This is a genomic window from Amycolatopsis sp. cmx-4-54 (genome assembly GCF_046548895.1).
Classification (GTDB): Bacteria; Actinomycetota; Actinomycetes; order Mycobacteriales; family Pseudonocardiaceae; genus Amycolatopsis.
In genome coordinates, this window is record NZ_JAEBEJ010000002.1 from 639,505 (window position 1) to 661,062 (window position 21,558).

18 protein-coding genes are annotated in these 21,558 nt (G+C 68.5%); 5 read left to right on the forward strand and 13 right to left on the reverse strand.

Features of this window, described 5'->3' with window-relative positions; all coding sequences use genetic code 11:
* Together ACLJQ7_RS08300 and ACLJQ7_RS08305 are read right to left on the reverse strand one after the other, a co-directional pair.
* The gene (locus ACLJQ7_RS08300; protein ID WP_037334573.1) at nt 1-891 is read right to left on the reverse strand and encodes an SDR family oxidoreductase; all 891 of its coding nucleotides are present in this window, start codon (nt 889-891) and stop codon (nt 1-3) included.
* 151 nt (nt 892-1,042) lie between these two features.
* Nucleotides 1,043-1,954, reverse strand: coding sequence for an aldo/keto reductase (locus ACLJQ7_RS08305; protein ID WP_410647522.1), 912 nt, complete (start codon nt 1,952-1,954; stop codon nt 1,043-1,045).
* Nucleotides 1,955-2,004: 50 nt separating this feature from the next.
* Here ACLJQ7_RS08305 and ACLJQ7_RS08310 point away from each other — a divergent pair, with 50 nt between their 5' ends.
* On the forward strand, nt 2,005-2,826 hold the full coding sequence (locus tag ACLJQ7_RS08310; RefSeq protein ID WP_410647523.1) for an LLM class F420-dependent oxidoreductase: 822 nt from the start codon (nt 2,005-2,007) through the stop codon (nt 2,824-2,826).
* Between the two features lie 83 nt (nt 2,827-2,909).
* Nucleotides 2,910-3,938, forward strand: coding sequence for a class II fructose-bisphosphate aldolase (fbaA, locus tag ACLJQ7_RS08315; RefSeq protein WP_125790898.1), 1,029 nt, complete (start codon nt 2,910-2,912; stop codon nt 3,936-3,938).
* A gap of 94 nt (nt 3,939-4,032) precedes the next feature.
* Here fbaA and ACLJQ7_RS08320 read toward each other — a convergent pair whose 3' ends face one another.
* Nucleotides 4,033-5,250 (reverse strand): hypothetical protein, encoded by a 1,218-nt coding sequence (locus tag ACLJQ7_RS08320; RefSeq protein WP_410647524.1) that lies wholly within the window; start codon nt 5,248-5,250, stop codon nt 4,033-4,035.
* 391 nt (nt 5,251-5,641) lie between these two features.
* Here ACLJQ7_RS08320 and ACLJQ7_RS08325 point away from each other — a divergent pair, with 391 nt between their 5' ends.
* Entirely contained in the window at nt 5,642-6,049 is a 408-nt protein-coding gene (locus tag ACLJQ7_RS08325; RefSeq protein WP_410647525.1) for a DUF3151 domain-containing protein, read from the forward strand.
* Nucleotides 6,050-6,117: 68 nt separating this feature from the next.
* Here ACLJQ7_RS08325 and ACLJQ7_RS08330 read toward each other — a convergent pair whose 3' ends face one another.
* The gene (locus tag ACLJQ7_RS08330) at nt 6,118-7,344 is read right to left on the reverse strand and encodes a lipase family protein (protein ID WP_410647526.1); all 1,227 of its coding nucleotides are present in this window, start codon (nt 7,342-7,344) and stop codon (nt 6,118-6,120) included.
* A gap of 134 nt (nt 7,345-7,478) precedes the next feature.
* Here ACLJQ7_RS08330 and ACLJQ7_RS08335 point away from each other — a divergent pair, with 134 nt between their 5' ends.
* Nucleotides 7,479-8,060, forward strand: coding sequence for a TetR/AcrR family transcriptional regulator (locus ACLJQ7_RS08335; RefSeq protein ID WP_410647877.1), 582 nt, complete (start codon nt 7,479-7,481; stop codon nt 8,058-8,060).
* On the opposite strand, the gene ACLJQ7_RS08340 is transcribed toward ACLJQ7_RS08335, so the two are convergent.
* The 3 genes from ACLJQ7_RS08340 to ACLJQ7_RS08350 all read right to left on the reverse strand — a co-directional run bounded on the left by ACLJQ7_RS08340 (nt 8,057) and on the right by ACLJQ7_RS08350 (nt 12,388).
* A complete protein-coding gene (locus ACLJQ7_RS08340; RefSeq protein WP_410647527.1) occupies nt 8,057-9,376 on the reverse strand; it encodes a GGDEF domain-containing protein in 1,320 nt (439 codons plus the stop codon). The two genes, ACLJQ7_RS08335 and ACLJQ7_RS08340, sit on opposite strands and share 4 nt — an antisense overlap.
* A gap of 201 nt (nt 9,377-9,577) precedes the next feature.
* Nucleotides 9,578-10,831, reverse strand: coding sequence for an MFS transporter (locus ACLJQ7_RS08345; protein WP_410647528.1), 1,254 nt, complete (start codon nt 10,829-10,831; stop codon nt 9,578-9,580).
* A gap of 435 nt (nt 10,832-11,266) precedes the next feature.
* On the reverse strand, nt 11,267-12,388 hold the full coding sequence (locus ACLJQ7_RS08350) for an LLM class flavin-dependent oxidoreductase (RefSeq protein ID WP_410647529.1): 1,122 nt from the start codon (nt 12,386-12,388) through the stop codon (nt 11,267-11,269).
* Between the two features lie 123 nt (nt 12,389-12,511).
* Between ACLJQ7_RS08350 and ACLJQ7_RS08355 the strand changes: the two genes are divergently transcribed.
* Nucleotides 12,512-14,404: an FAD/NAD(P)-binding protein gene (locus ACLJQ7_RS08355; RefSeq protein WP_410647530.1), complete on the forward strand. Its 1,893-nt coding sequence runs from the start codon at nt 12,512-12,514 to the stop codon at nt 14,402-14,404.
* Here ACLJQ7_RS08355 and ACLJQ7_RS08360 read toward each other — a convergent pair.
* The 6 genes from ACLJQ7_RS08360 to ACLJQ7_RS08385 are packed head-to-tail and all read right to left on the reverse strand — an operon-like array spanning nt 14,401 to nt 21,485.
* Entirely contained in the window at nt 14,401-15,504 is a 1,104-nt protein-coding gene (locus ACLJQ7_RS08360; protein WP_410647531.1) for a glycosyltransferase, read from the reverse strand. The two genes, ACLJQ7_RS08355 and ACLJQ7_RS08360, sit on opposite strands and share 4 nt — an antisense overlap.
* 13 nt (nt 15,505-15,517) lie before the next feature.
* Nucleotides 15,518-16,555, reverse strand: coding sequence for an LLM class flavin-dependent oxidoreductase (locus ACLJQ7_RS08365; RefSeq protein ID WP_410647532.1), 1,038 nt, complete (start codon nt 16,553-16,555; stop codon nt 15,518-15,520).
* Nucleotides 16,552-18,129 carry a dipeptide ABC transporter ATP-binding protein gene (locus ACLJQ7_RS08370; protein ID WP_410647533.1) on the reverse strand — a complete coding sequence of 526 codons (1,578 nt, stop codon included), beginning with the start codon at nt 18,127-18,129 and terminating at the stop codon, nt 16,552-16,554. The genes ACLJQ7_RS08365 and ACLJQ7_RS08370 overlap by 4 nt, the downstream gene beginning before the upstream one ends.
* Complete coding sequence (locus ACLJQ7_RS08375; RefSeq protein ID WP_410647534.1) at nt 18,126-18,938, reverse strand: ABC transporter permease; 813 nt, start codon at nt 18,936-18,938, stop codon at nt 18,126-18,128. Before ACLJQ7_RS08375 ends, ACLJQ7_RS08370 begins: the two co-directional genes overlap by 4 nt.
* Nucleotides 18,931-19,881 carry an ABC transporter permease gene (locus tag ACLJQ7_RS08380; protein ID WP_410647535.1) on the reverse strand — a complete coding sequence of 317 codons (951 nt, stop codon included), beginning with the start codon at nt 19,879-19,881 and terminating at the stop codon, nt 18,931-18,933. Before ACLJQ7_RS08380 ends, ACLJQ7_RS08375 begins: the two co-directional genes overlap by 8 nt.
* On the reverse strand, nt 19,878-21,485 hold the full coding sequence (locus ACLJQ7_RS08385) for an ABC transporter substrate-binding protein (RefSeq protein ID WP_410647536.1): 1,608 nt from the start codon (nt 21,483-21,485) through the stop codon (nt 19,878-19,880). The genes ACLJQ7_RS08380 and ACLJQ7_RS08385 overlap by 4 nt, the downstream gene beginning before the upstream one ends.
* Between the last annotated feature and the right edge of the window lie 73 nt (nt 21,486-21,558).

Consider the following 21,558-nt stretch of genomic DNA (forward strand, 5'->3'; position numbering starts at 1 on the left):
TCAGCCCTTCCGTGTGGCGGCCCGGCCTGCCTGGCCGGTCACTGAAGATTCGTACGCGCCGCGCTCCTTGATGTCCATGAGCGCGGCGGCATCGGCCTTCTTGATCCGGCCTTTCGCGCCGATCTCGATGATCGGCGGCAGGAACGCGCGGATCAGCTTCAGGCCGCCGACCCAGCGCGGCACGTGCACGGTGCGGGCGCGCTTGTTGACCCCGGCCTGGAGGTGGTCCAGCGCGACGGACAGCGGGTAGGTCTTGCCGAGCAGGCCGGGCATGCCGGCGCGGAGCTTGCCGAAGACCGGGTGCTGGTCGGCGCTCTCGACGAGGTCGGTGCGGATCCAGGTCGGGTGCGCGACGCCGACCTTCACGCCCAGGTGCGCGACTTCGGCGCGGAAGCTGTTGCAGAACGCCTCGACGCCCGCCTTCGCGGCGGCGTAGTTGGCCATGCCCGGCGCGTGCGTGATCGCGGCCAGCGAGGAGATCGCGAGCAGGTAACCCTTGCGGTCGATGACATGCGGAAGGGTGACGCGGAAGGTGCGCCAGACGCCGAGCAGGTCGACCTCGATGACCTTCTCGAAGGCGGCCGGATCCACCGATCGGACGAAGCCGGAGGTCGCGATGCCGGCGTTCGCGATGACGATGTCGATACCGCCGAAGTGCTCGACGACGCCCGCGGTGGCGCGCTCGAGGTCGTCCCAGCTGGTGACGTCGGCCTCCCAGGCGTGCGCGCTGGGGCCGATCTTGTCGGCGACCGCCTGCTGTTCCTTGGCTTCGATGCCGACCAGTGCGACCTTCGCGCCTTGCGCGGCCAGGCGCTCGGCGAGCCCCGCGCCGATGCCCCTCGCGGCGCCGGTGATCAGGACGACCTTGCCGTTCACGCTGTTCTTGGCCACATTGCCTCCTCGTCCGAGCCCTAAGGCTTTCGGACGGTACCCCAACCTACCCGGAGTAAGCTACCCGCAAGTAAGTCCGCGTTTCGTCCTCTGGATGCGGTAGTTCGTGGTACCGACTACCGCATCCAGAGGACGAAATGCGGGGGGGTGGTCAGCGTGAGGCGGAGCTGAGGGCGTCGAGCTCGTCCGCGGTGAGGGCGAGGTCGGCGGCGGGCAGGAGGTCGTTCAGCTGCTCGACCGAGCGGGCGCTCGCGATGGGCGCGGTGACGGTCGGCTGCGCGAACAGCCAGGCGAGGGAAACGGCGGCGACCGGGACGCCGTGGGACGCCGCGACCTCGTCGAGCGCCGCGAGCACCCGTTCACCCCGTTCGTCCAAATAGGACGAAGCGCGGGCGGCGCGCGGGCTGTCGCCGACGTTGTCCTTCGACCGGTACTTCCCGGCGAGAAAACCCTTGGCCAGCGAGAAATACGGCAGGACGGTCAGCCCTTCGCGGGCGACCGTCGGTGCCAGGGTCTGTTCGTAGTCCCGTTCGACGAGGTTGTAGTGCGGTTGCAGCGCGACGAACTTCGCCAGGCCCTCGCGGTCCGAAATGGACAGTGCTTCGCTCAGCCGTTCGGCCGAGTAGTTCGACGCCGCGACGTGACGGACCTTGCCCGCGCGCACGAGCGCGTCGAAGGCCCGCAGCGTCTCCTCGATCGGGGTGTCCGGGTCGTCGATGTGCGCGTAGTAGAGGTCGATGTGATCGGTCCGCAGCCGCCGGAGCGAGTCCTCGGCCGCCGCCGCGATGTTCGCCGCCGACAGCCCCTTCCGCTCCTCCCACATACCGGTCTTGGTCGCGATGACGACGTCGTCGCGGCGACCGCGTTTGGTCAGCCACTCGCCGATGATCGTCTCGGAACCGCCCGCCGAATAGAGGTCGGCCGTGTCGATGAAGTTGCCGCCCGCCGCCGTGTAGGCGTCGAGGACGGCGAAGGACTGCTCCTGGTCCGCGGTCCAGCCGAAGACGTTCCCGCCGAGGTTGATCCCACGGACGTCGAGGTCGGTGTTCCCGATTTTCGCCATACCCCGAACTTAAGGGAAGACATCGGCCGCCCGCGGTGTTGCCTCGGTACATGGGAATCGAACTCGGCAGGATCGGTATCTGGCAACTCGAAGGCGTGCTCACCCCGGAGCTCGCGCGCGAGGTGGAGGAACTCGGCTACGGCGCCATCTGGATCGGTGGCTCACCGGCGGGCGACCTCGTCAAGGCGGAGGAACTCCTCGACGCGACGAAGACGATCAAGGTGGCCACCGGCATCGTCAACATCTGGAAGGACGACGCGGCCACGGTCGCCGAGTCGTACAAGCGCATCGAGGCGAAACACCCGGGCCGCTTCCTCCTCGGCGTCGGCGCCGGGCACCGCGAGCACACCGCGGAGTTCAAGAAGCCGTACGCGGCGCTGGTCGAGTACCTCGACGCTCTCGACGCCGCCGGAGTGCCCGTCGAAGGCCGCGCGCTCGCCGCGCTCGGCCCGAAGGTGATCAAACTCGCAGGAGACCGCACGGCGGGCGCCCACCCGTACCTGATGACGCCCGAGCACACGCGTCAGGCGCGCGAGATCCTCGGCGAAGGACCTCTGCTCGCACCCGAGCAGAAGGTCGTCCTCGAGACCGACCCGGCGAAGGCCCGCGAGATCGGGCGGGGCACCGTCAAGTTCTACCTCGGCCTCGTCAACTACACGAACTCCCTGCGGAAACTCGGTTTCACCGACGAGGACCTGGCGGGCGAGGGCAGTGACAAGCTGGTCGACGCGCTGGCCGTGCACGGCGACGCCGAGACCGTCGCCCGCGGCGTCACCGCGCATATCGAGGCCGGGGCGGACCACGTCAACATCCAGGTACTGAACCAAGACCCTCTGCCGGTCTACCGGGCGCTCGCCGCGGTCCTCCTCTGACGCGACGGCTGTAGGCACCTCCCGGCCGACCTCGTACGATGCGGCCGAGAGGTGCACCAGCCTGCTTCGAGGAGGAGTAAACGATGCCCATCGCCACCCCCGAGGTCTACGCGGAGATGCTCGACCGGGCGAAGGCGAACGAATTCGCCTACCCGGCCATCAACGTGACCTCGTCGGAGACCCTGAACGCCGCCATCCGCGGGTTCGCCGAGGCGGAGAGCGACGGGATCATCCAGTTCTCCACCGGCGGCGCCGAGTTCGCGTCCGGCCAGAAGGTCAAGGACATGGTGACCGGTTCGGTCGCGCTCGCCGAGTTCGCCCAGGTCGTCGCCGCCAAGTACGACGTCAACGTCGCGCTGCACACCGACCACTGCCCGAAGGACAAGCTCGACGGCTTCGTCCGCCCGCTGATCGAGATCTCGGCGGAGCGCGTCAAGAACGGTCAACACCCGCTGTTCCAGAGCCACATGTGGGACGGCTCCGCGATCGACCTCGACGAGAACCTCGAGATCGCGCAGGAACTGCTCGCCAAGGCCGCGGCCGCGAACATCATCCTCGAGGTCGAGATCGGCGTAGTCGGCGGCGAGGAAGACGGCGTCGAAGCCGAGATCAACGAGAAGCTGTACACCGCCGAGGGCGACTTCCTGAAGACGATCGACGCGCTCGGCTCCGGCGAGAACGGCCGCTACCTGCTGGCCGCGACCTTCGGCAACGTGCACGGCGTCTACAAGCCCGGCAACGTGAAGCTGCGCCCGGACGTGCTCAAGGGCGGCCAGGAGGCGGCCTCGAAGAAGCTCGGCCTCCCGGCCGGTTCGAAGCCGTTCGAGCTGGTGTTCCACGGCGGTTCCGGCTCGCTGCCGGAGGAGATCCGCGAGGCGGTGTCGTACGGCGTCGTGAAGATGAACGTCGACACCGACACGCAGTACGCCTTCACCCGGCCCATCGCGGACCACTTCTTCAAGAACTACGACGGCGTCCTGAAGATCGACGGCGAGGTCGGCAACAAGAAGGTCTACGACCCGCGTAGCTACCTGAAGGCCGCCGAGGCCGGCATGGCCGCGCGCATCGTCGAGGCCGCTCAGTCGCTGGGCTCCGCGGGCAAGAAGCTCTGACCAGTACGCATTTAGTCCTCTGAATGCGGAAGTACGTGAAGGCCCCCTTCACTGCGCTAGACGCAGTGAAGGGGGCCTTCACGTACTCGGAGCCTCAGGCGGCCGGGAGCGCCGTCTTCTCGCGGCGTCTCTCCAGCAGCGAGTTCACCGCCCGCGTCCCCGGACCGGCGGCGGCCCACAGCACGCCGACCCCGGCCAGGCAGACCGCGGCCGTCCAGTAGGCCACCGGCGGCGCCGACTCCGTCTGCGCGTCGCCGAGGATCCACGGCCGGAACTGCGACTGCACCCACAGCATCCCGTAGCCGAACGCCGTCACCAGCAGCGCGCCCGCGCCCGCCGTCAGCAGCGGATGACCCCGGCCGATGCGGAACGCCAGGTCGACGGCGAGGCCGACGGCCAGCAGGTAGAACGGCACGGTCGAGATCGGGAATCCCATCCCGAGCAGCAGCGGCCACATCACCAACCGGTACGCGAGGTAGGCGGCGGCGACCGTCGTCCCGGCCCAGCGGAAGCCGGTGGTGTGCCGCGCCAGCGCGAAGATCAGCGCCATCACGCCGATACCCCACAGCGGATAGACCCAGTCGTCGATCGGCATCGTGAAGTACTCGACGGCCACCCGGTCGACCGGATGCCCGATCTGGTTGGCGGCGAAGTTCAGCAGCTCGGGTTCGGCCTCGGGCGTACCGCGTTCCCAGGCGCGCAGGCCGAGGATGCCGTACTCCTGCTGACCGTTCGGGAAGAACGTGTTCTCCAGGAAGAACGCCCACAGTCCGATCAGGACACCGGTGCGCAGGCGGCCGGGCTTGGCGTGCTTCAGCCAGCCCATGATCACGCCTGCCTGCATGATGCCCGTTCCGATGTAGAGCATCATGTGCGACGGGCTCCACGCGGTCAGGTCGAGACCGTTGACGCGGTGGTTGATGACGTCCAGCGGCGCCGCGATGAGGAACACCACGAGCCCGATCTGCATCAGCCGCAGGGACCGCCGGTCGGCGCCCATCCCGGTGTAGCTGTGGATCGCCACCAGCACCATGATGATCACCGTGCCGACGGTGTTGATCAGGTGCGGCGGGGCGAGGTCGTCGCGCAGCCACATGAAATGCCACGACATGTCCCACGACGAGCCGACCAGCTTGAAGGCGAACGCCGCCAGCCACATCGAGTAGCAGAAGTTCAGCACCCAGTCCGGCGTCGCCTGTCCCGGCGCGCCGCGGTGCCAGTGGAGCTGGAAGAACAGCCTCGTCTTCGCGATCGGGCTGCGGGGGATGACACCCGGCGAAAGGTCCCCGGTCACTTCTGTCGCCTTTGTCATGCGGGCCATCTTCCCTGCTCCAGATCACGGGATGGGCATTTGGGGTCGAAAATCGGGGTTCACCCGTAGGGGTGGCGGATTTGCGGTCGGCGTGCGAAGCAGGGCAGGGTGTGCCGCCATGATGCCGAAACGACTTGTCGCGGCGGTCCTCGTCGCCGCTCTGGTGCTGGCCGGTGCGGGCATTCTCGGGAGCCTGTTCTTCTAGTCACAGCGCCGCTGATCGCGCTGACGAAAGCTCGCCGAAGGGGCGCCGTTCCAGACGGTGGCCGCGTGATCTCAGCTGCGCCCCTTCATCGAGCTTTCGTGGCCTCCGGCCGACAGAGGGCGCGCGATGTGAAGTCTCCGTCGGGCGCGGGGCGCCCCTTGGGAGACGGGTGGGCACAATGGCCGTATGACGAACCTCCTCGGCCCCCAGCCGACGCATCTCCCCGAGCACACCGCCGCGCAGGCGGCGCTGGACGCCGGGACCGATCCGGCCGCCGTCGCCGCCGAGCACCCCGAGTACAGCGAGGCGTGGGCCGCTCTCGCCGAGAAGGCGTTCGATGCCGGCGAGACCGTCGCCGCGTACGCCTACGCCCGCACCGGTTACCACCGCGGCCTCGACCAGCTTCGCCGCGCGGGCTGGAAGGGACACGGTCCGGTGCCGTGGGCGCACCGCCCGAACCAGGGTTTCCTGCGTTCCCTCGCGGTCCTCGGCAAGGCCGCCGGCAAGATCGGCGAGACCGAGGAGTACGACCGCTGCCGGACCTTCCTGGCCGACTCGGACCCCGCCGCCGCGGAAGCCACCGGCCTCAAGTAGCGCGCTATGAAGGACGCTTTCCTTGCAAAATTTGCAAGGAAAGCGTCCTTCATGGCACTTGGTGACCCCTAGAACAGCCCGCAGTTCCCCACGGCAGGCAGCCCCGCGAAGCGTCCCTCAAGCCAGGCGAAAGCCTCCGGGTAAGCCCGGATCGCCCCACCGACGTGCGTCGGAACCAGCGAAGTCGAGAACTGCACCTTCGCGCCCTTCGCGCACCACGAGCGCGCCATGGTCCGCCCCTGCGCGTAGGGGACGATGTCGTCGAGTGCACTGTGGACGACCAGCGTCGGCGCGCCCGGCTTCCGTGCCCCGATGAGCTGCTCGCCGACTCGTGTCTTGTACGGCTCTTCGTCGAGGTACGCGGTCAGCGGCCTTCCGTCCTTCGTAAGGTCCTTCGACTGGGTGAACGCGTGCGCGAAGATCGCATCCGCGGTGCACTCCTGCTTGACCTTCTCGAACGCTTCGACACCCTTCGCGTTCAGCAGAGCCGGGATGTTCAGTTCCGGGTACGCCGCGTCCATGCTGACCAGCGTGAATCCGAGGAACCCGAAGGCGTAGTGCCCGTCGATGTTCTTGCCGACCTCGGCCAGGTCGGCCGGGACGGCGCCCGCGTACGAGCCCTTCAGCTTGAGTTCGGGCGCGTACGACGGCTGCAGTTCGGCGGCCGACGCCGACGCCCCGCCACCCTGGGAGTAGCCCGCGGTCGCGACCGGCCCGTTGTCCGGCAGGTTCGCTTCGGACAGGCGCTGTGCCGCGCGGATCGAGTCGAGGACGGCGTTGCCCTCGGCGACGCGGTTGACGTACGTGTGGACGCCCGGGGTGCCGAGGCCTTCGTAGTCGGTGACGACGACGCCGTAGCCGCGAAGGAGCAGCCCGGCGATGAAGGGACCTTCGTACTCCATGCCCGCCGCGAGGGCTTTCGACGGCGCGCACTGGTCGCCGACGCCCTGGGTCCCGGCGGCGTAGCCGATGACCGGCCGTTCGCCCGCGCCGGTCCACGCCTTCTTCGGGGTGAGGACCGTGCCGGTCACGGCGTTGGCCTTGCCGTGGGTGTCGGTGCTGCGGTACATGATCCGCCGCACATCCGCGTCGGCCTTGATGAGTTTCACGGGATCGACGTAGAAGGTGGACGGTTCGTGCCGGATGATGTCGCCGGGAGAACCCGCGGGCAGGGGCGACGGGGGATCGTAGAAGGACGGGGCGGCGCCGGCCTGCTGTGCCCCGAAGGTCAGCAGGGCCGCGATGGTGGCCGCTGAGACGGCGGCGGACACACCGCGCCGGGAAGCTGGACGCATGCTTGCTCCTCGTTGAGCACAAACATTTTCGACAGAGGTGTCGAAAAAGAGAGTCAGTGAGGTGGCGCACAATGTCAAGCCCATCGCCGCGAGGGAGACCCCGCAAACTCCCGATCGGCGAGCAACGCGCGCGGGTGCTGGGTTCGGCGGCCGGGGTCTTCGCGGTGCACGGCGCGCAGGCCGCGACCATCGAGCAGATCGCCCGTCGCGCGGGGGTCTCCCGCCAGGCCGTCTACGAGCAGTTCGGCGATCGCACGACGTTGTTCGCCCAGGTCGTGGCGGACATCGAGGAGCGCGCCTTCGAGGCGATCGGCGCGCCCGCCCTCGACCTCTCGCAGCCCGAACTCCGGTCCTGGGCTCGCGCCAACTACGCCAACATGTTCGCCTTCGTCGCGGCGAATCCCGACGCCTTCCCCGTGCTGCGCGAAGCGGAGCGCATGGGCGACCCGGCCCTCACCCGGCTGCGGGAACGGCTGGCGGACGTCTACACCGAAGCGAGCCGTCAGCGCTGGGCGCGCCACGGCGTCGACTCCGGCCGCGCGGACAAAGCGCTGGTCACCCTGTTCTTCGCGATGACCGAGGCACTCGTGCAGGCGAGCTGGGACGGTGAGCCGCCCGACGCGGACGCGCTCATCGACCTGCTCACCGAATTCACCGTCGGCGGCGTCGTCCGCCTGCGGACCGCGGCCGCCGACGTGATGGAAAGACTGCGTTAAGCCGCGACGGCCTCCAGCGGCATCCCGGCCACTTCGGCGACCGACGCCAGATCCGGTGACGAGACGACGCGGTTGCGGCCGTTGCGTTTCGCCGCGTAGACCGACGCGTCGGCCGAGGCCATGACCTCGTCGATCGTCCGGCCGTCGAGCGGGAACGTCGCGACGCCGACCGACGCCGTTCGCTGCTCGATCACCACGGCGTTGCCCTCGTTGTCCTGGGTCTTGATGACCATTTCGCTGATCCGCTGCCGGATGCGCTCGGCGACCGCGACGGACTCCTGCTTCGAAGACGACGTCAGGAGGACGACGAACTCCTCACCGCCGAAGCGGCCGGCGAGGTCCTGCGTCCGCGTTTCGGACTTGACCAGCGCCGCGACGCCCTTGAGCACGTCGTCGCCCGCCAGGTGGCCGTAGGTGTCGTTGATGCTCTTGAAATGGTCGAGGTCGATCATCAGCGCGCCGAACTGGCCGTTTTCGCGCTCGGCGCGGGCGACCTCGCGGACGGCGCCCTGCTGCCAGGTCGTGGCGTTGAGAAGCTGGGTCTTCTGGTCGGTGGTGGCGAGCTCTTCCAGCTGCTTGATCAGCACCGAACGCTGCAACACGTACAGCGGCAGGAAGACCAGCAGGACGAGCGCGGGCTGGTGGGTCAGCGCGGCGGTGACCAGTCCGCCAAGACAGAGTGTCGAAAGTTCGAGGATGTTGTCGTCCCAGGTGCCGATGCAGGCCGGCGCGGACGCCTTGTCGGGCGCGGCCAGGTAGAGGCCGATTCCAGTGAGGACGGTGTTGACCACAAAGAACGCGAAGGCGGCGACACAGATCGAAGTCACGCTCGCGGAGCCGTCCCCGGCGAGCTGCAGGACGGCCCAAGCGGCGAACGACGACAGGGTCATCGTTGTGGCGTTCGCCACAGTCCTATGCGGATTCACGTGGCGAATTCCCGACCAGCTACGGAAACCGAGGTGCAAGTAGATCACCGCGACCAGCAGCGCGGCGAGCTGCGGCGGGAGCAGGAACGCTCCGGGAAGGACCCAGACCGACGTCATGTTGACGTGCGGGGTGATGCTCAGCCGGCGTCGCTGGTGCTCGATCCGCCTGGTCGCCTCGGACTGCGCGATGGCGAGTCCGGCGAGCAGCGCACACGTGATGACCTGCGAAGAGTCGACGGCGATGGATGCGGCGAAAACCCCCGTGAACGCCAGCATCGCGATAATGGTCGAGCAGGTGTACACGATCCAGTGCAGCGGCCTTTTCCACAGCTCCCACGTCATTACCGTGAGAGCCGAACGATGTCCAGCGCGTTCCTCCGATGTGATCATCTTTCCCCCTGTCGCTTGCGTCATTCTCCGAAACCCCCTACTTACCGACAGCTTCCACCGGCTTGCGGGCTGTCGACAAGGCCTGGAGGTGTGTACTTTCTTCCTGAGATCGAGGGAAAGGTGTCCGCGATGGCCGGCAAGGACCAGTGATCAAGGGCGCGAGTCGGACGGCTGCGCAGCGTTAGCCACGCGTAGAGCACGTCAGTGTTCTGCGCGTGCGCCGTCATGCTCTCTCCACCTGTCCGGGGTGTCCCTCAAGGACTTCGCCCAGGCCACCGCCAGCGGAATGGTCAGCGCCAATCCGGCAAGTCCGAAGAAGCCGACCGTCGACCGCGCGCCGACCTGGTCGGCGAGGACACCGCCGATCAGCGGGCTCACGCCCATGGTCGTGGTGAGCCCGGTGTTGGACAGGCCCATCACCTGAGCGCGGCTTTCGTCGGGAACCGCGAGGGTCAGCGACGCCGTCGCCTGCATGAGCGCGACCGTGCCCAGTCCACCGGACACGATGAACAGCGCGATCGACGCCCACGGCCCCGGCTGCAGGAAGCACAGCAGCAGCGGGACAGCCGTCAGCGCGGAAAGCGGCCCGATCAGTTTCGGTCTGACGTGTGCCGGCACCCAGCGCGAGTAGATGAACGCGCCGATCACGCTGCCGATCGGGTCGGCGGCCAGCAGCAGGCCGATGACCTCGGGGCCGCCGCCGGACGAGGCCACGTAAGGCGCCGCGATGCCCTCGTACACCGGCAGCAGGCCCATCAGCCAGGTGAACAGCAGCAGCGAACGCAATCCCGAGCTGGCGAAGACGATCCTCCCGCCCGAGCCGATCGAGGCGAAGAACGACTTGCGCTTCTCGCCGGACGCCGCGGCCGGGCGCGACGCCAGTCCGAATCGGACGAACAGCGCCGAGACCACGAAGGTGATCGCGTCCAGCGCGAGGGCGAGGTGGGGTTCCAGCGCGGTCAGCAGGAGACCGCCGCCGGCGAAGCCGGCCAGCTGTGCCGATTGGACGGTCATGCTGCGGATCGCCATGCCGACGACGAACCGGTCGCCTTCGAGGATCTGTGGCAGCAGCGCCAGCTGGGCCGCCTTGAACGGCGGATTCAGCAGCGAGACGGCGCCGACGAGGACACACAGGACCCAGAACGGCAGTACCGGGACCGCGACCAGCGCGATCAGCAGTGCCCGTAACAGGTCGACGGTCACCATCACCGTCCGCCGGGGGAAGCGGTCCGCGAACCCGGTGAGGAAGATGCCGCCGAGCAGCGAGGGGGCGTAGGTCAACGCGTAGGTGAGACCGGTCAGGGTCGCGGAACGGGTTTCGGTGAAGACGAGGACGGAGAGGGCGACCCTGGCGAGTTGATCACCGAAGATCGAGAACAGCTCGGCGAACCAGAGCGAACGGAACTCGGCTACCCCGAACACCTCTCGGTAAGTGACCCGTCCGGCCGAAGCCATGCTGCCCCCAATAGGGTCCTTATTACGCGACAAACTCGTGACCGAGAGTAACGCGGTCACGAGCTCGTCACGAAGCGTCATTCGTTCACGTAAGTGTCTCCTGACTGTTGGTGATTGGCTAGGTTCTTTCGCCGGGTTTCTGGAGTTGGAGATCTTTTTCGTGGATGACCGGCCGTTCGCGAAGATGTCCCGGTGACCGGTCCCTCGGCCCGGACCTGCGACTTTCGGCTGTTTTGTGCTTTTCGCCGGGAAAAACCGCGTAGGACCGCGTCACCCGGCGCGGGGATACGACGCGCCGCGCGTCCTTCGTGCCGCTGGTGTTCGCAGGGGGTGCGAACGCGTTTCGGCTCCGCTCCGCGACCGGGTGGGCCGTCAGGCGATGCCGACACCGTCAGCCGAATGGATGATCGATGCGCCATTCGTTGGAGTGACGGCTCAGCCGTCCACCGCGAGCACCTCGCGGGCCGAAGCCGCGTCGCGTTTGGCGACCTCCTCGCGCACGATCGGGATTACGTGACGGCCGAAGTCGATCGTGTCGCCGAGCATGTCGTAGCCGCGCGCGGAAAGGATGTCGACGCCGAGGTCGTAATAGTCGAGCAGGGCCTGCGCGACGGTTTCGGGCGTGCCGACCAGTGCGTTGGAGTTCCCGGCGCCGCCGGTCGCGGCCGCGGTGGGGGTCCACAGCGCCCGGTCGAACCGTTCCCCTTCGGCGGCGACCGCGAGGAGCCGCTGCGAGCCGGTGTTCTCCGGGTTCGTGAGCGAATGCCGTCGCCTCAGCTGCTTGCCTCCGCTCGTCCGCGCCTTGATGGCGTCGACCGTGCGATGCGCCTTCTCCCAGGCGAGTTCCTCGGTCGGCGCGATGATCGGGCGGAAGGCGACCTGGATCCGCGGGACGTCGGTCCGCCCGGCGGCCTTCGCGGCGGCCTTGACGGAGGCGATCTGCTCCGCGGTCTGTGCGAGAGGTTCGCCCCAGAGGCAGAAGATGTCCGCTTCCGCTCCGCCCGCCGCGTACGCCGCCGGGGACGAGCCGCCGAACGAAACGCCGGGGCGTGGCTGTTGAACCGGACGGACGTCAAGAACGAAGTCGGCGAAGCGGTAATGCTCGCCTTCGTGGTCGAAGGGCTCTTCGGATGTCCAAGCCCTCTTCACGATCTGGATGTACTCGCGGGTGCGCGAGTAGCGCTCGTCCTTGGTGAGGTAGTCGCCTTCGCGCTGCTGTTCGTGGTCACTGCCGCCGGTGATGAAGTGGACCGTGAGCCGCCCGTCCGAAAGCCGGTCCAGCGTGGCGAACGTCTTCGCCGCGAAAGTCGGGTACGAGACGTTCGGCCGGTGCGCCAACAGGATCTGGAGCTTGTCGAGCTTCGACGCGACGTACGCGGCGGCCTGCGCCGGGTCCGGCCCGCTGGAGCCGTACGCGAACAGCACCCGGTCCCAGCCGAAGTCCTCGTGCGCCCGTGCGAGGCGCAGCGTGTAGTCCTTGTCGAAGACGCCGCCCGATCGCGGACGGGTCTCCGAACCGTCGTTGGTGCCTCCGATACCCAGGAATTCGACCGGCATCGCGCGTTCCTCTCGTCCGTGTTCCCCTCTTCGACGAGTACGCGCCGGTTCTTCGCCGTGGCAACGGGTTCCGCTCCGTGAGAACTCGCACGCGGCCCGGAATCCCGGCGTAGCTTCGGCTTCGTGAGTGTCACAGACCCTCCCTACGTGCTCGCGGTGGTCGGCGCCGGGCCACGAGGGGTGGGCGTGCTCGAACGGCTCGGCGCCAACGCCGCCGAACTGCTCGGCGGACGGCGGCTGGTGGTGCATCTCGTCGACCCCTTTCCTGCCGGGGCGGGCCGAGTCTGGCGCTTCGAGCAGTCGCCGTTGCTGCGCATGAACTCCATGCCCGAGGACGTCACGGTGTTCACCGACGACACCATGCGGATCGACGGCCCGATCAGGCCGGGCCCGTCACTGATCGAGTGGGCGCGGCTGGTGCGCTCGGGCGGGCTCGACACCGGAATCGACGACAGCCTGCGCGTCGAACTCGAGGCACTGCAAAGCGATCACTTCCCCACAAGACGGTTGCAGAGCGCGTACCTCGCCTGGTTCCACCGCAAGGTGCGTGCCGAACTCCCGGCCGGGATCCAGGTCGTCGAGCACCGGACCCGTGCGGTGCGGCTCGAAGACGGCGAGCCGCAGTCGCTCTGGCTGGCAGACCGCGCCGAACCCCTCGCGGTGGACGCGGTCCTGTTCACCGTCGGGCACCTCGACGCCGAACCGGACGAACGGGAAGCCGCGCTCGCGGATTTCGCCGCGCGTCACGACCTCGCCTATTATCCGGCAGGCTACACCGCCGACGTCGACTATTCGGCGATCGAACCGGGGGAAACCGTGCTGGTGCGCGGATTCGGCCTCGCGTTCGTCGATCTGATGCTGCTGCTGACCGAAGGCCGCGGTGGCCGGTTCGAAGAGCAGGCGTGCGGCGGGCTGAAATACCACCCCAGCGGCGCCGAGCCCGTGGTGCACGTCGGTTCGCGGCGTGGGGTGCCGTATCACGCGAAGATCGGCTATCGGTTGCGCGGGAAACCCTTGCGGTTGCCCAAGTTCTTCGACGCCCATGCCATTGAAAGGCTTTGCGCCGCGCCCGGGCGGATCGACTTCCGGCGTGACGTCTGGCCGCTGATCTCGAAGGAGATCGCGTGGAGCTACTACAGCGAACTGTTCACCGCTCATCCGGAGCGGGTGCGCATGGATTTCGACGTCTTCGCCGACACTTTCGCGGACACCGCGCCCGGCGAACTCGACGCGCTGGTGGCGCGCGCGGTCCCGGCGCCGGACGACCGGCTGGACCTGGATCATCTCGACCGGCCGATGGCGGGCAAGGACTTCGGCACCGCCGAGGAGTACGGCAAGGAACTGCGCGACTACGTCGAAGCGGACTTGAGCCGGCGCGCGGACCCTGAGTACAGCGCGGATCTCGGCGCGTTCACGGCACTGCTGTCGGTGATGGGCCAGCTTCCCGCGCTGGTGCAGACCGGACGGCTCGACGCGGTTTCCCAACTGTCCGATTTGGACGGCTGGTTCCTCGGTTTCTTTTCCTACTTCGCCAGTGGACCTCCTCCGCGACGGCTCGAAGAACTGCTCGCGCTCCAGGAAGCAGGTCTCGTTTCCTTCCTGGGCAGCGACATGCGGGTGTCGGCGGACGAGGAACGCCGCGTCTTCGTCGCTTCCGGCGCGAGTTTTCCCGGCGAGACCGAGGCGCAGACACTCGTCGAGGCGCGGTTGCCCGAGCCGAGCGTCACCAGGGCGTCCGATGGCCTTCTGCGACAGTTGCATGCCGATGGCGCGCTCGGCGAGGAGTCGGTGCTCGACCCGGTGACGGGCGAGAGGCTGCTCGCCGGGCGTATCCACACCCGTGTCTCCGACGGCCGGATGCTCGACGGCGAGGGCCGCCCACATCCGCGCCGGTTCGCGCTCGGGCCGCATACGTCCGCGCGGTCGGCCGGGGCGTTCACCCGGCCGCGGACGAACGCGCTCCCGTTCCGGCAGAACGACGTCGTGGCGCGGGAGATCCTGAAGCTGATCCCTTAACGCGCGGCGAACTCCTCCAGCCGCCCGACGACCTCCGACGGCGCGGGCATGGCGGCGATCTCGTGCCGGGCCTTCGCCGCCACTTCGCGCACGCGGCCGTCGTCGAGGAGGGTCTTGGCCCTCTCCTCGACGGCGTCCGCGGTGACCTGGTCCCCGGTCAGTGCCCGGCCTGCGTTGGCCGTCTCCAGCATCTCGGCGTTGACGAACTGGTCCGCGCCCTGCGGCAGCACCAGTTGCGGCAGGCCCGCGGAGAGCGCGCCGAGCACGGTCCCGGTTCCGCCGTGGTGGACCACGAGATCCGCGCGCGGAAGGATTTCGGACTGCGGGACGAACCCGGCGACGTGGACGTTCGGCGGCATTTCGCCGAGCTCGCCGGGGTCACCAGGGCCACGCGCGACCAGGACGTCCACCGGCAACCGGGAGAGGCCGTCGATCGCCGCGCGCAGCACACCGGTGGCACCGAACGCGACGGTGCCCAGCGTCAGGTAGACGAGCGGCCGGTCGCGTCCGTCGAGCCACGACGGCACCGGGCCCGGTTCGTTCCACGGCACCGGCCGGAGCCGGAAGACCGTCGGCAGCGCGCTCACTTCCGGGTCGCGGACGATATCCGGCCACAGGTCGACCCCGGCGTCACCGAGCATCAGGTTGGCAGGCGGCTTCCCGTCCCATACCGGGGCGAACCGGTCCGCGGCGGCGGCCATCAGCTCGGCGGGCATCGACCGCCCGATCACATGGGACACCACGGGGACCCCGGCACGGCGGGCGACGGCGGCCGCGCCGATGTCGCTCATCTCGTAGACGACCAGATCCGGCCGGAGCACAGGGAGCAGCGGGGTCAGATCGGCGATCGTGGCGCTCGGCAGGAGTTCGGCGAAGGTGGCGAGGATGGTCTCCAGCGCGTCGCCCTCGGCCTGATCGAGGGCGTCCTGGATCGAGATCCCGACCTTGTGCGCGTCGAAACCGAGCACGCGGACCTTGTCCAGGAAGGCCTCTCCGGTCCCGAAGAGCACCTCGTGCCCGGCGTCGCGGGCAGCGATCGCCAACGGCATCAGCGGGTACAGGTGGCCATAGGCGGGGCGGCACGTGAAAAGGATGCGCACCTCCCCGAACGTACTAGCTTTCCCAGACCCGCGAGGGCAGTTCCTTCCGCACGATCGGGACGACGTCGGCGGCGAAGAGCTCCAGGACTTCCCGTGCCTCCCCGGATCTCAGGCCGTCGACCGACACCGCCTGCACCTCGTGCCCGAACGACGCGTGGTAGTCGCCGATCTTGTCGATCACCTGTTCCGGGCTTCCGACCAGCGCGGAACCGTTGGCGATCTTGTCCTCCAAAGTGGTGAACTCCGACTTGTTGTGCTGATACGCGGGTGTCTTCGTCAGCGCCTCGAAGTACGGCCGGTAGCCGTCCAAGGCCTCCTGCGAGGTCTTGGCGACGTACAGTCCACCCGCGCCCGAACCGACGAGCGCGTCCGCCGGATCGTGCCCGTACTCGGCCCACCGCCGCCGGTAGTGGTCGATCAGCTCGGCGTACTTCTTATTGGGATGGAAGCCGTTCGCGGTGAACAGCGGGTCGCCGAACTTCGCCGCCAGCTCGGTCGACTCGGTGCTCGACGCGCTCCCGTGCCAGATCCGCGGCCGCGCGTGGAACGGCCGCGGCTGCGTCGTGACGTCGGTCAGCGGTGAGCGGAACTCGCCATCCCACGTCACGCCCTCCTCCAGGAACAACCTGCGCAGCAGGGCGAACTTCTCCGCCTGGTACTCCCATTGCCGGTCCTCTTCGAGGCCGAAGAGCGGGAAGTGCCGGGGATCGTTGCCCTTCCCGATCATGAGTTCCAGCCGCCCGCCGGAAAGCTGGTCGAGCGTCGCGTAGTCCTCCGCGACGCGCACCGGGTCGAGCACGCTGATCACGGTCAGCGTGGTCAGCAGCCGGACGCGGCGGGTGCGTTCGGCCACCGCGGCCAGGATCACCGGCGGCGCCGAGGAGAGAAACGGCTCGCCGTGCCGTTCACCGACGCCGTACGCGTCGAATCCCAGCTCCTCGGCGAAGATCGCTTCGTCGACGACTCGGCGCAGGCGCTCGTGCTGGGTCGGTGTCACCCCGGTCGCCGGATCGGGATGATTGGCGACCAGGGAGAAGAGCCCGAACTTCATCGTGTCTCCAAGGGTTTCCGGCCGGGGATGGCGGCGAGCAGCTCACGGGTGTAGTCGGCGCCCGGCCGTTCGAGGACGTCCTGAGCGGGGCCGAGTTCGACGAGTTCGCCGCTACGCAGCACGCCGACGGTGTCCGCGATCTGCCGGACCACGGCGAGATCGTGCGAGATGAACAGGTAGGTCAGGCCGAGTTCGTCCTGGAGATCGGCGAGCAGCCGCAGGATCTGCGCCTGCACCGAGACGTCCAGCGCGGACACGGGTTCGTCGGCGACGATCAGCTCCGGGCGCAGCGCGAGCGCCCGCGCGATGGCCGCCCGTTGCCGTTGCCCGCCGGACAGTTCGGCGGGTTTGCGCTTCAGCACCGAAGACGGCAGCGCGACCTGGTCGACCAGCTCCGCCGCGCGCGCCCGGCGTTCCGCCTTCGTGCCGACGCCGAAGGCCCGCAGCGGCTCGGAGATGACGTCCTCGATGCTGAATTTCGGGTTCAGCGACGCGTACGGGTTCTGGTACACGAGCTGGAACCGGCGCCGCAGTCGTCGCAGCTCTTCACCGCGCAGCGAGGTGATGTCCTCGCCGTCGAACTCGACGACGCCGTCGGTCGGCGTCTCCAGCCGCAGGATCATCCGCGCGGTGGTCGACTTGCCCGAGCCGGACTCGCCGACCAGCGCGAGCGTCCGGCCGCGGGCGATGTCGAACGAAACGCCGTCCACGGCGCGGACGGTCCCGAAGGTCTTGCCGAGATCGCGGACCGAAACCAGGACGCCGGACGACGGCGATTTCGGCTCCCTCAGCGGGGTATCGGACAGGCTCGGCGCGGCGGCGAGGAGGTCTTGTGTGTACTTCTGGGTGGGCGCGGCGAGGATCTCACCGGTCGTCCCTTCCTCGACCACGGTCCCCTGGGACAGCACCACGATCCGCGACGCCCGGTCGGACGCGACGCCGAGGTCGTGGGTGATCAACAGGATGGCCGTGCCCGCGTCGGCGGCGAGTTCTTCGAGATGGTCGAGGATCTGCCGTTGCACGGTGACGTCGAGCGCGCTCGTCGGCTCGTCGGCGATGATGAGTTTCGGCCGTCCGGCCAGCGCGGCGGCGATCAGCGCGCGCTGACGCAGCCCGCCGGACAACTCGTGCGGATACTGCCGTGCCCGCGCTTCCGCGTCGGCGATCCCGGCCTTGCGCAGCAGTTCCACCGCCTCCGCGCCGGCGGTGCGTTTGTCCGCCAGGCCGTGGATGAGCAGCACTTCCGCGACCTGATCGCCGATCCGGTGCACGGGGTTGAGCGACACCGTCGGATCCTGGGGGACCAGCGCGATCTCGCGGCCGCGCACCGAACGCCAAGCGCGGTCGGAGAGCTTCGTGAGGTCACGGCCGTCGAAGGTGATCTCGCCGCGGTCGATCCGCCCGCCACGCGGCAGGAGCCCGATGGCCGCGTGCGCCGTCGTGCTCTTGCCCGAGCCGGACTCGCCGACCACGGCGACTATCTGTCCCTTGTGGACAGACAGTGAGACGCCGTCCACGGCGGGCACGGATTTGTAGGAAACCGCGAGATCGCGGATGGTCAGCAGTTCGCTCACCGCACGTCTCCTTCGATCGCTCTGGACAGCCGGTTCGCGGACAGCACCACGGCCGCGACGGTGAGCCCGGGGAAGGTCGTCATCCACCAGGCGGTGGCGAGGAAGCCGCGGCCGCCCGCCACCAGCGATCCCCACTCCGGGGTCGGCGGGGTGGCGCCGTAGCCGAGGAAGCTCAGCGCGGACACCTCCAGCACCGCCGTGCCGAAGGTGAGCGTCGCGAGCGCGAGCACCGGGCCGAGCGCGTTGGGCAGCACATGCCGCCCGAGCACCCCGGTCCAGCGCACGCCTCCCGCGCGAGCGGCCTCGACGTACACGCCACTGCGGACTCGCAGCACTTCGGCGCGCATGAGCCGGGCGAACTGCGCGAGATTCGCGACCCCGACCGCGATCGCGACGTTGGTCGTGCCGAACCCGAGCGCGGTGACCAGCGCCAGCGACAGCAGGATCGACGGGATCGCCAGCAGGACGTCGACGCAGCGCATGATCGCCGAATCGAGCGCGCCGCCCCGGAACCCGGCGAGCAGGCCGAGCGCGGAACCGGCGGCGAGCGCGACGACGACGGCGATGACGGTCGCCTGTAACGAAAGCGCGGCACCGTGCACCACCCGCGCGAAGATGTCCCGTCCGGTTTCGTCGGTGCCGAAGAGGTGTCCGAGCGACGGCCCCTGCATCTTCTCCGCGGGGACGCCGGCGAGCGGGTTCTGTCCGGTGAAAAGGCCTGGGACGAGCGCCGCCAGCAGGGCGAACGCCAGGACGGCGATCGCGAGGAGCAGGCCCGGCCGTTTGGTGTGCACGAGGACGTCAGGCATCGGCCGTCTCCCGGTGTCGGATCCGCGGGTCCAGCAAGGGATAGAGGAGGTCGACGAGCAGGTTGACCACCACGAACACCAGTGCGGCGAGCACGATCACCGCCTGCACCACCGGGATGTCCTGCGCGGTGACCGCCGACGACGTCACGCGCCCGAGGCCGTCACGAGAGAACACCGTCTCGGTGATCACCGAACCCGCGATCAGGTTCCCGGCGACCACTCCCGCGATGGTGAGTGTCGGCACCGCGGCGTTGCGCAGTAGGTGTCCGAAGTGGACTCTGGACCGGCTCGCCCCTTTCGCCAGCGCGATCTCGGCGTACGGCTCGGCGAGTTGCGTGCGGAGGCTCTTCGCCAGCACCTGCCCGATGATCGCGCCGGTCGGGATGGCGAGGGTGACGGCGGGCAGGATCAGCGACTCGAAGCCGTTCGAACCCAGCGCGGGCAACAACTTGAGCTGAAACGAGAAGAACTGGATGAGCAGCAGCCCGACCCAGAACGGCGGCAGCGAGATCCCCAGCGGCGGCAAGGCGAGCAGGAGATTGCCCAGCCAGCGATGCCGGGTGACGGTGCCGGCGACCGCGATCCCGCCGCCGAACAGGATCGCCAGTACCAGGGCGAATCCGGTCACCGCGAGGGTCGGTGGCAGTGCCGAGACGACCATGTCCGTGGCGTCGTCCCCGGTGGCGATCGAGCGACCGAAGTCGCCCTGCGCCGCCGCGACCAGCCGCTTTCCGTACTGCAGCGGCAAGGGATCGTCGAGGCCGTACTCCGCCTTCGCGGCGGCCAGTTGTTCCGGCGTGACCGAAAGACCGGCCTCACCGCCGCCGAGCTTCGCGCTGACCGCGTCACCCGGAAGGAGGTAGAGGATCACGAAGGAGACGGTGAACGCGGCCCACAGGACGAAGACCGCCTGGAGGATTCGACGGAACAGATACCGCCTCACGAGCCGGACACCCAGGCGTCGAACAACTGAAGCCGGGACGACGCTTCGAATCCGACGCCGTGCGCGTCCGGCCCGTGCGCCAGCACCTGGGTCAGCTCGAACACCGGCGCCGAATAGCCGTGCTCGATGATCGCGCGCTGCGCCTCCTCGGCGGCGGGCCTCCGTTTCGCCGGGTCCACAGTGGACGACTGAGCGTCGAGCGGCGCGTCGACCGGATTGTCCGGAGGCAGTTTGCTGCGGTTGTTCGCCTTGGTGGAGAACAGGTTGCGCAGGATGTCCGGATCGGCGCGGGTGGTGTTGTACCAGAGGTACTCGTAATTCCCGCTTTGCGTGATCTGCACGCTCTCGGCCGTCGTGCGCTGTTCGATCCGCAGGTCGAAGCCGATCTTGCGCAACTGCTGCTGCACGAGTTCGAGCACGCTCTTGTTCTGGTTGAACACCAGGGAGAAGACGACCTTCGCGGTCAGCCGCTGCCCGTTCTTGGTGCGGATCCCGTCGGGGCCGGGCGACCAGCCCGCGCTTTCCAGCAGCGCGGTCGCGCCTGCGGGGTCGTAGGCGAGCAGCGGCGACAGGTCGGTGTAGAACGGCGTCGCCGAGCCGAGAATGCTGGTGGCGGGCTTGTAGTTCGGCGTCAGCACGGTGTTCGTGACCTCGGGCCGGTTGATTCCCTTGACCACCGCCTGCCGGACCCTCTCGTCGGTGAGCACGCCCTTGGTGACGTTGGCGTGCAGGTTGAACACGACCCCGGGATTCGGGCGGGTGGGCTCGGTGAAGCCGTTGCCGGTGAACTGCGGTTCGTCGACCGGCTGGACGTCGGTGATGGCGTCGAGCTGCGCGGAAGCGAGGCTTCCGGTGCGCACACCGGGTTCCGGCACGATCTTGTAGGCGATCTTGTCGAGGTATGCCTCACCCTGGTGCTTGAACAGCGACGAACCCCAGTGGTAGCCCTTGCGTTTGGCGAGGACGATTTCCTGATTCTGCTTCAGGCTCTCGAAAACGAACGGGCCGGAGCCGATCAGGCCGTCACCCTGGCAGCGTTGGTCGGCGGTCTTCCTGTACGCGGCAGGTGCGAGTATGCCGAGCGACATCGTCGAGCTGGCCTGCAGGAACTGGGCGCTGGGAACGGAGAACTCGATCTTGACCGTCTTCGGGTCGACGACGGTCGTTCCCTTGTACACGGCCAGGTAGCCGGAGCCGAGTTGCGACTTCGGGCCGAGCGCCTTGATCGCGTCGAAGCTCGTCTTGACCGCGGCCGCGTCGACAGGGCTGCCGTCGGAGAAGGTCGCGCCGTCACGCAGCTGGAAGGTGAACGCGGTCGAATCCGCGTTGCTCTCCCATTTTTCGGCCAGCCACGGCTTGATCTCGCCGGTGGCCGGATCCTGGTCGGTCAGTGAATCGACCAGCTGACGGCCGACGTTGAGCGAAGCGTTGGTGCCGACCTGTTGCGGGTCCACGCAGTCCGGGCTCGACGAGATCCCGAGACGCAGCGTGCCACCGGGTTTGGGCGGTCCGGCGTCGGCACCCGTCGAGCCGCCCGCGGAGGAGCAGGCGGTGACAACGAGCGCGGTGAGCGCGAGTAAGGAAGTGGCGGCGGTACGGGACACCGGGTGGCCTCCAGCGGGAACGTGGCGCGCTTTTGCTTGCGCTGACCCGATTCACGCTAATCACGCCCTTGAG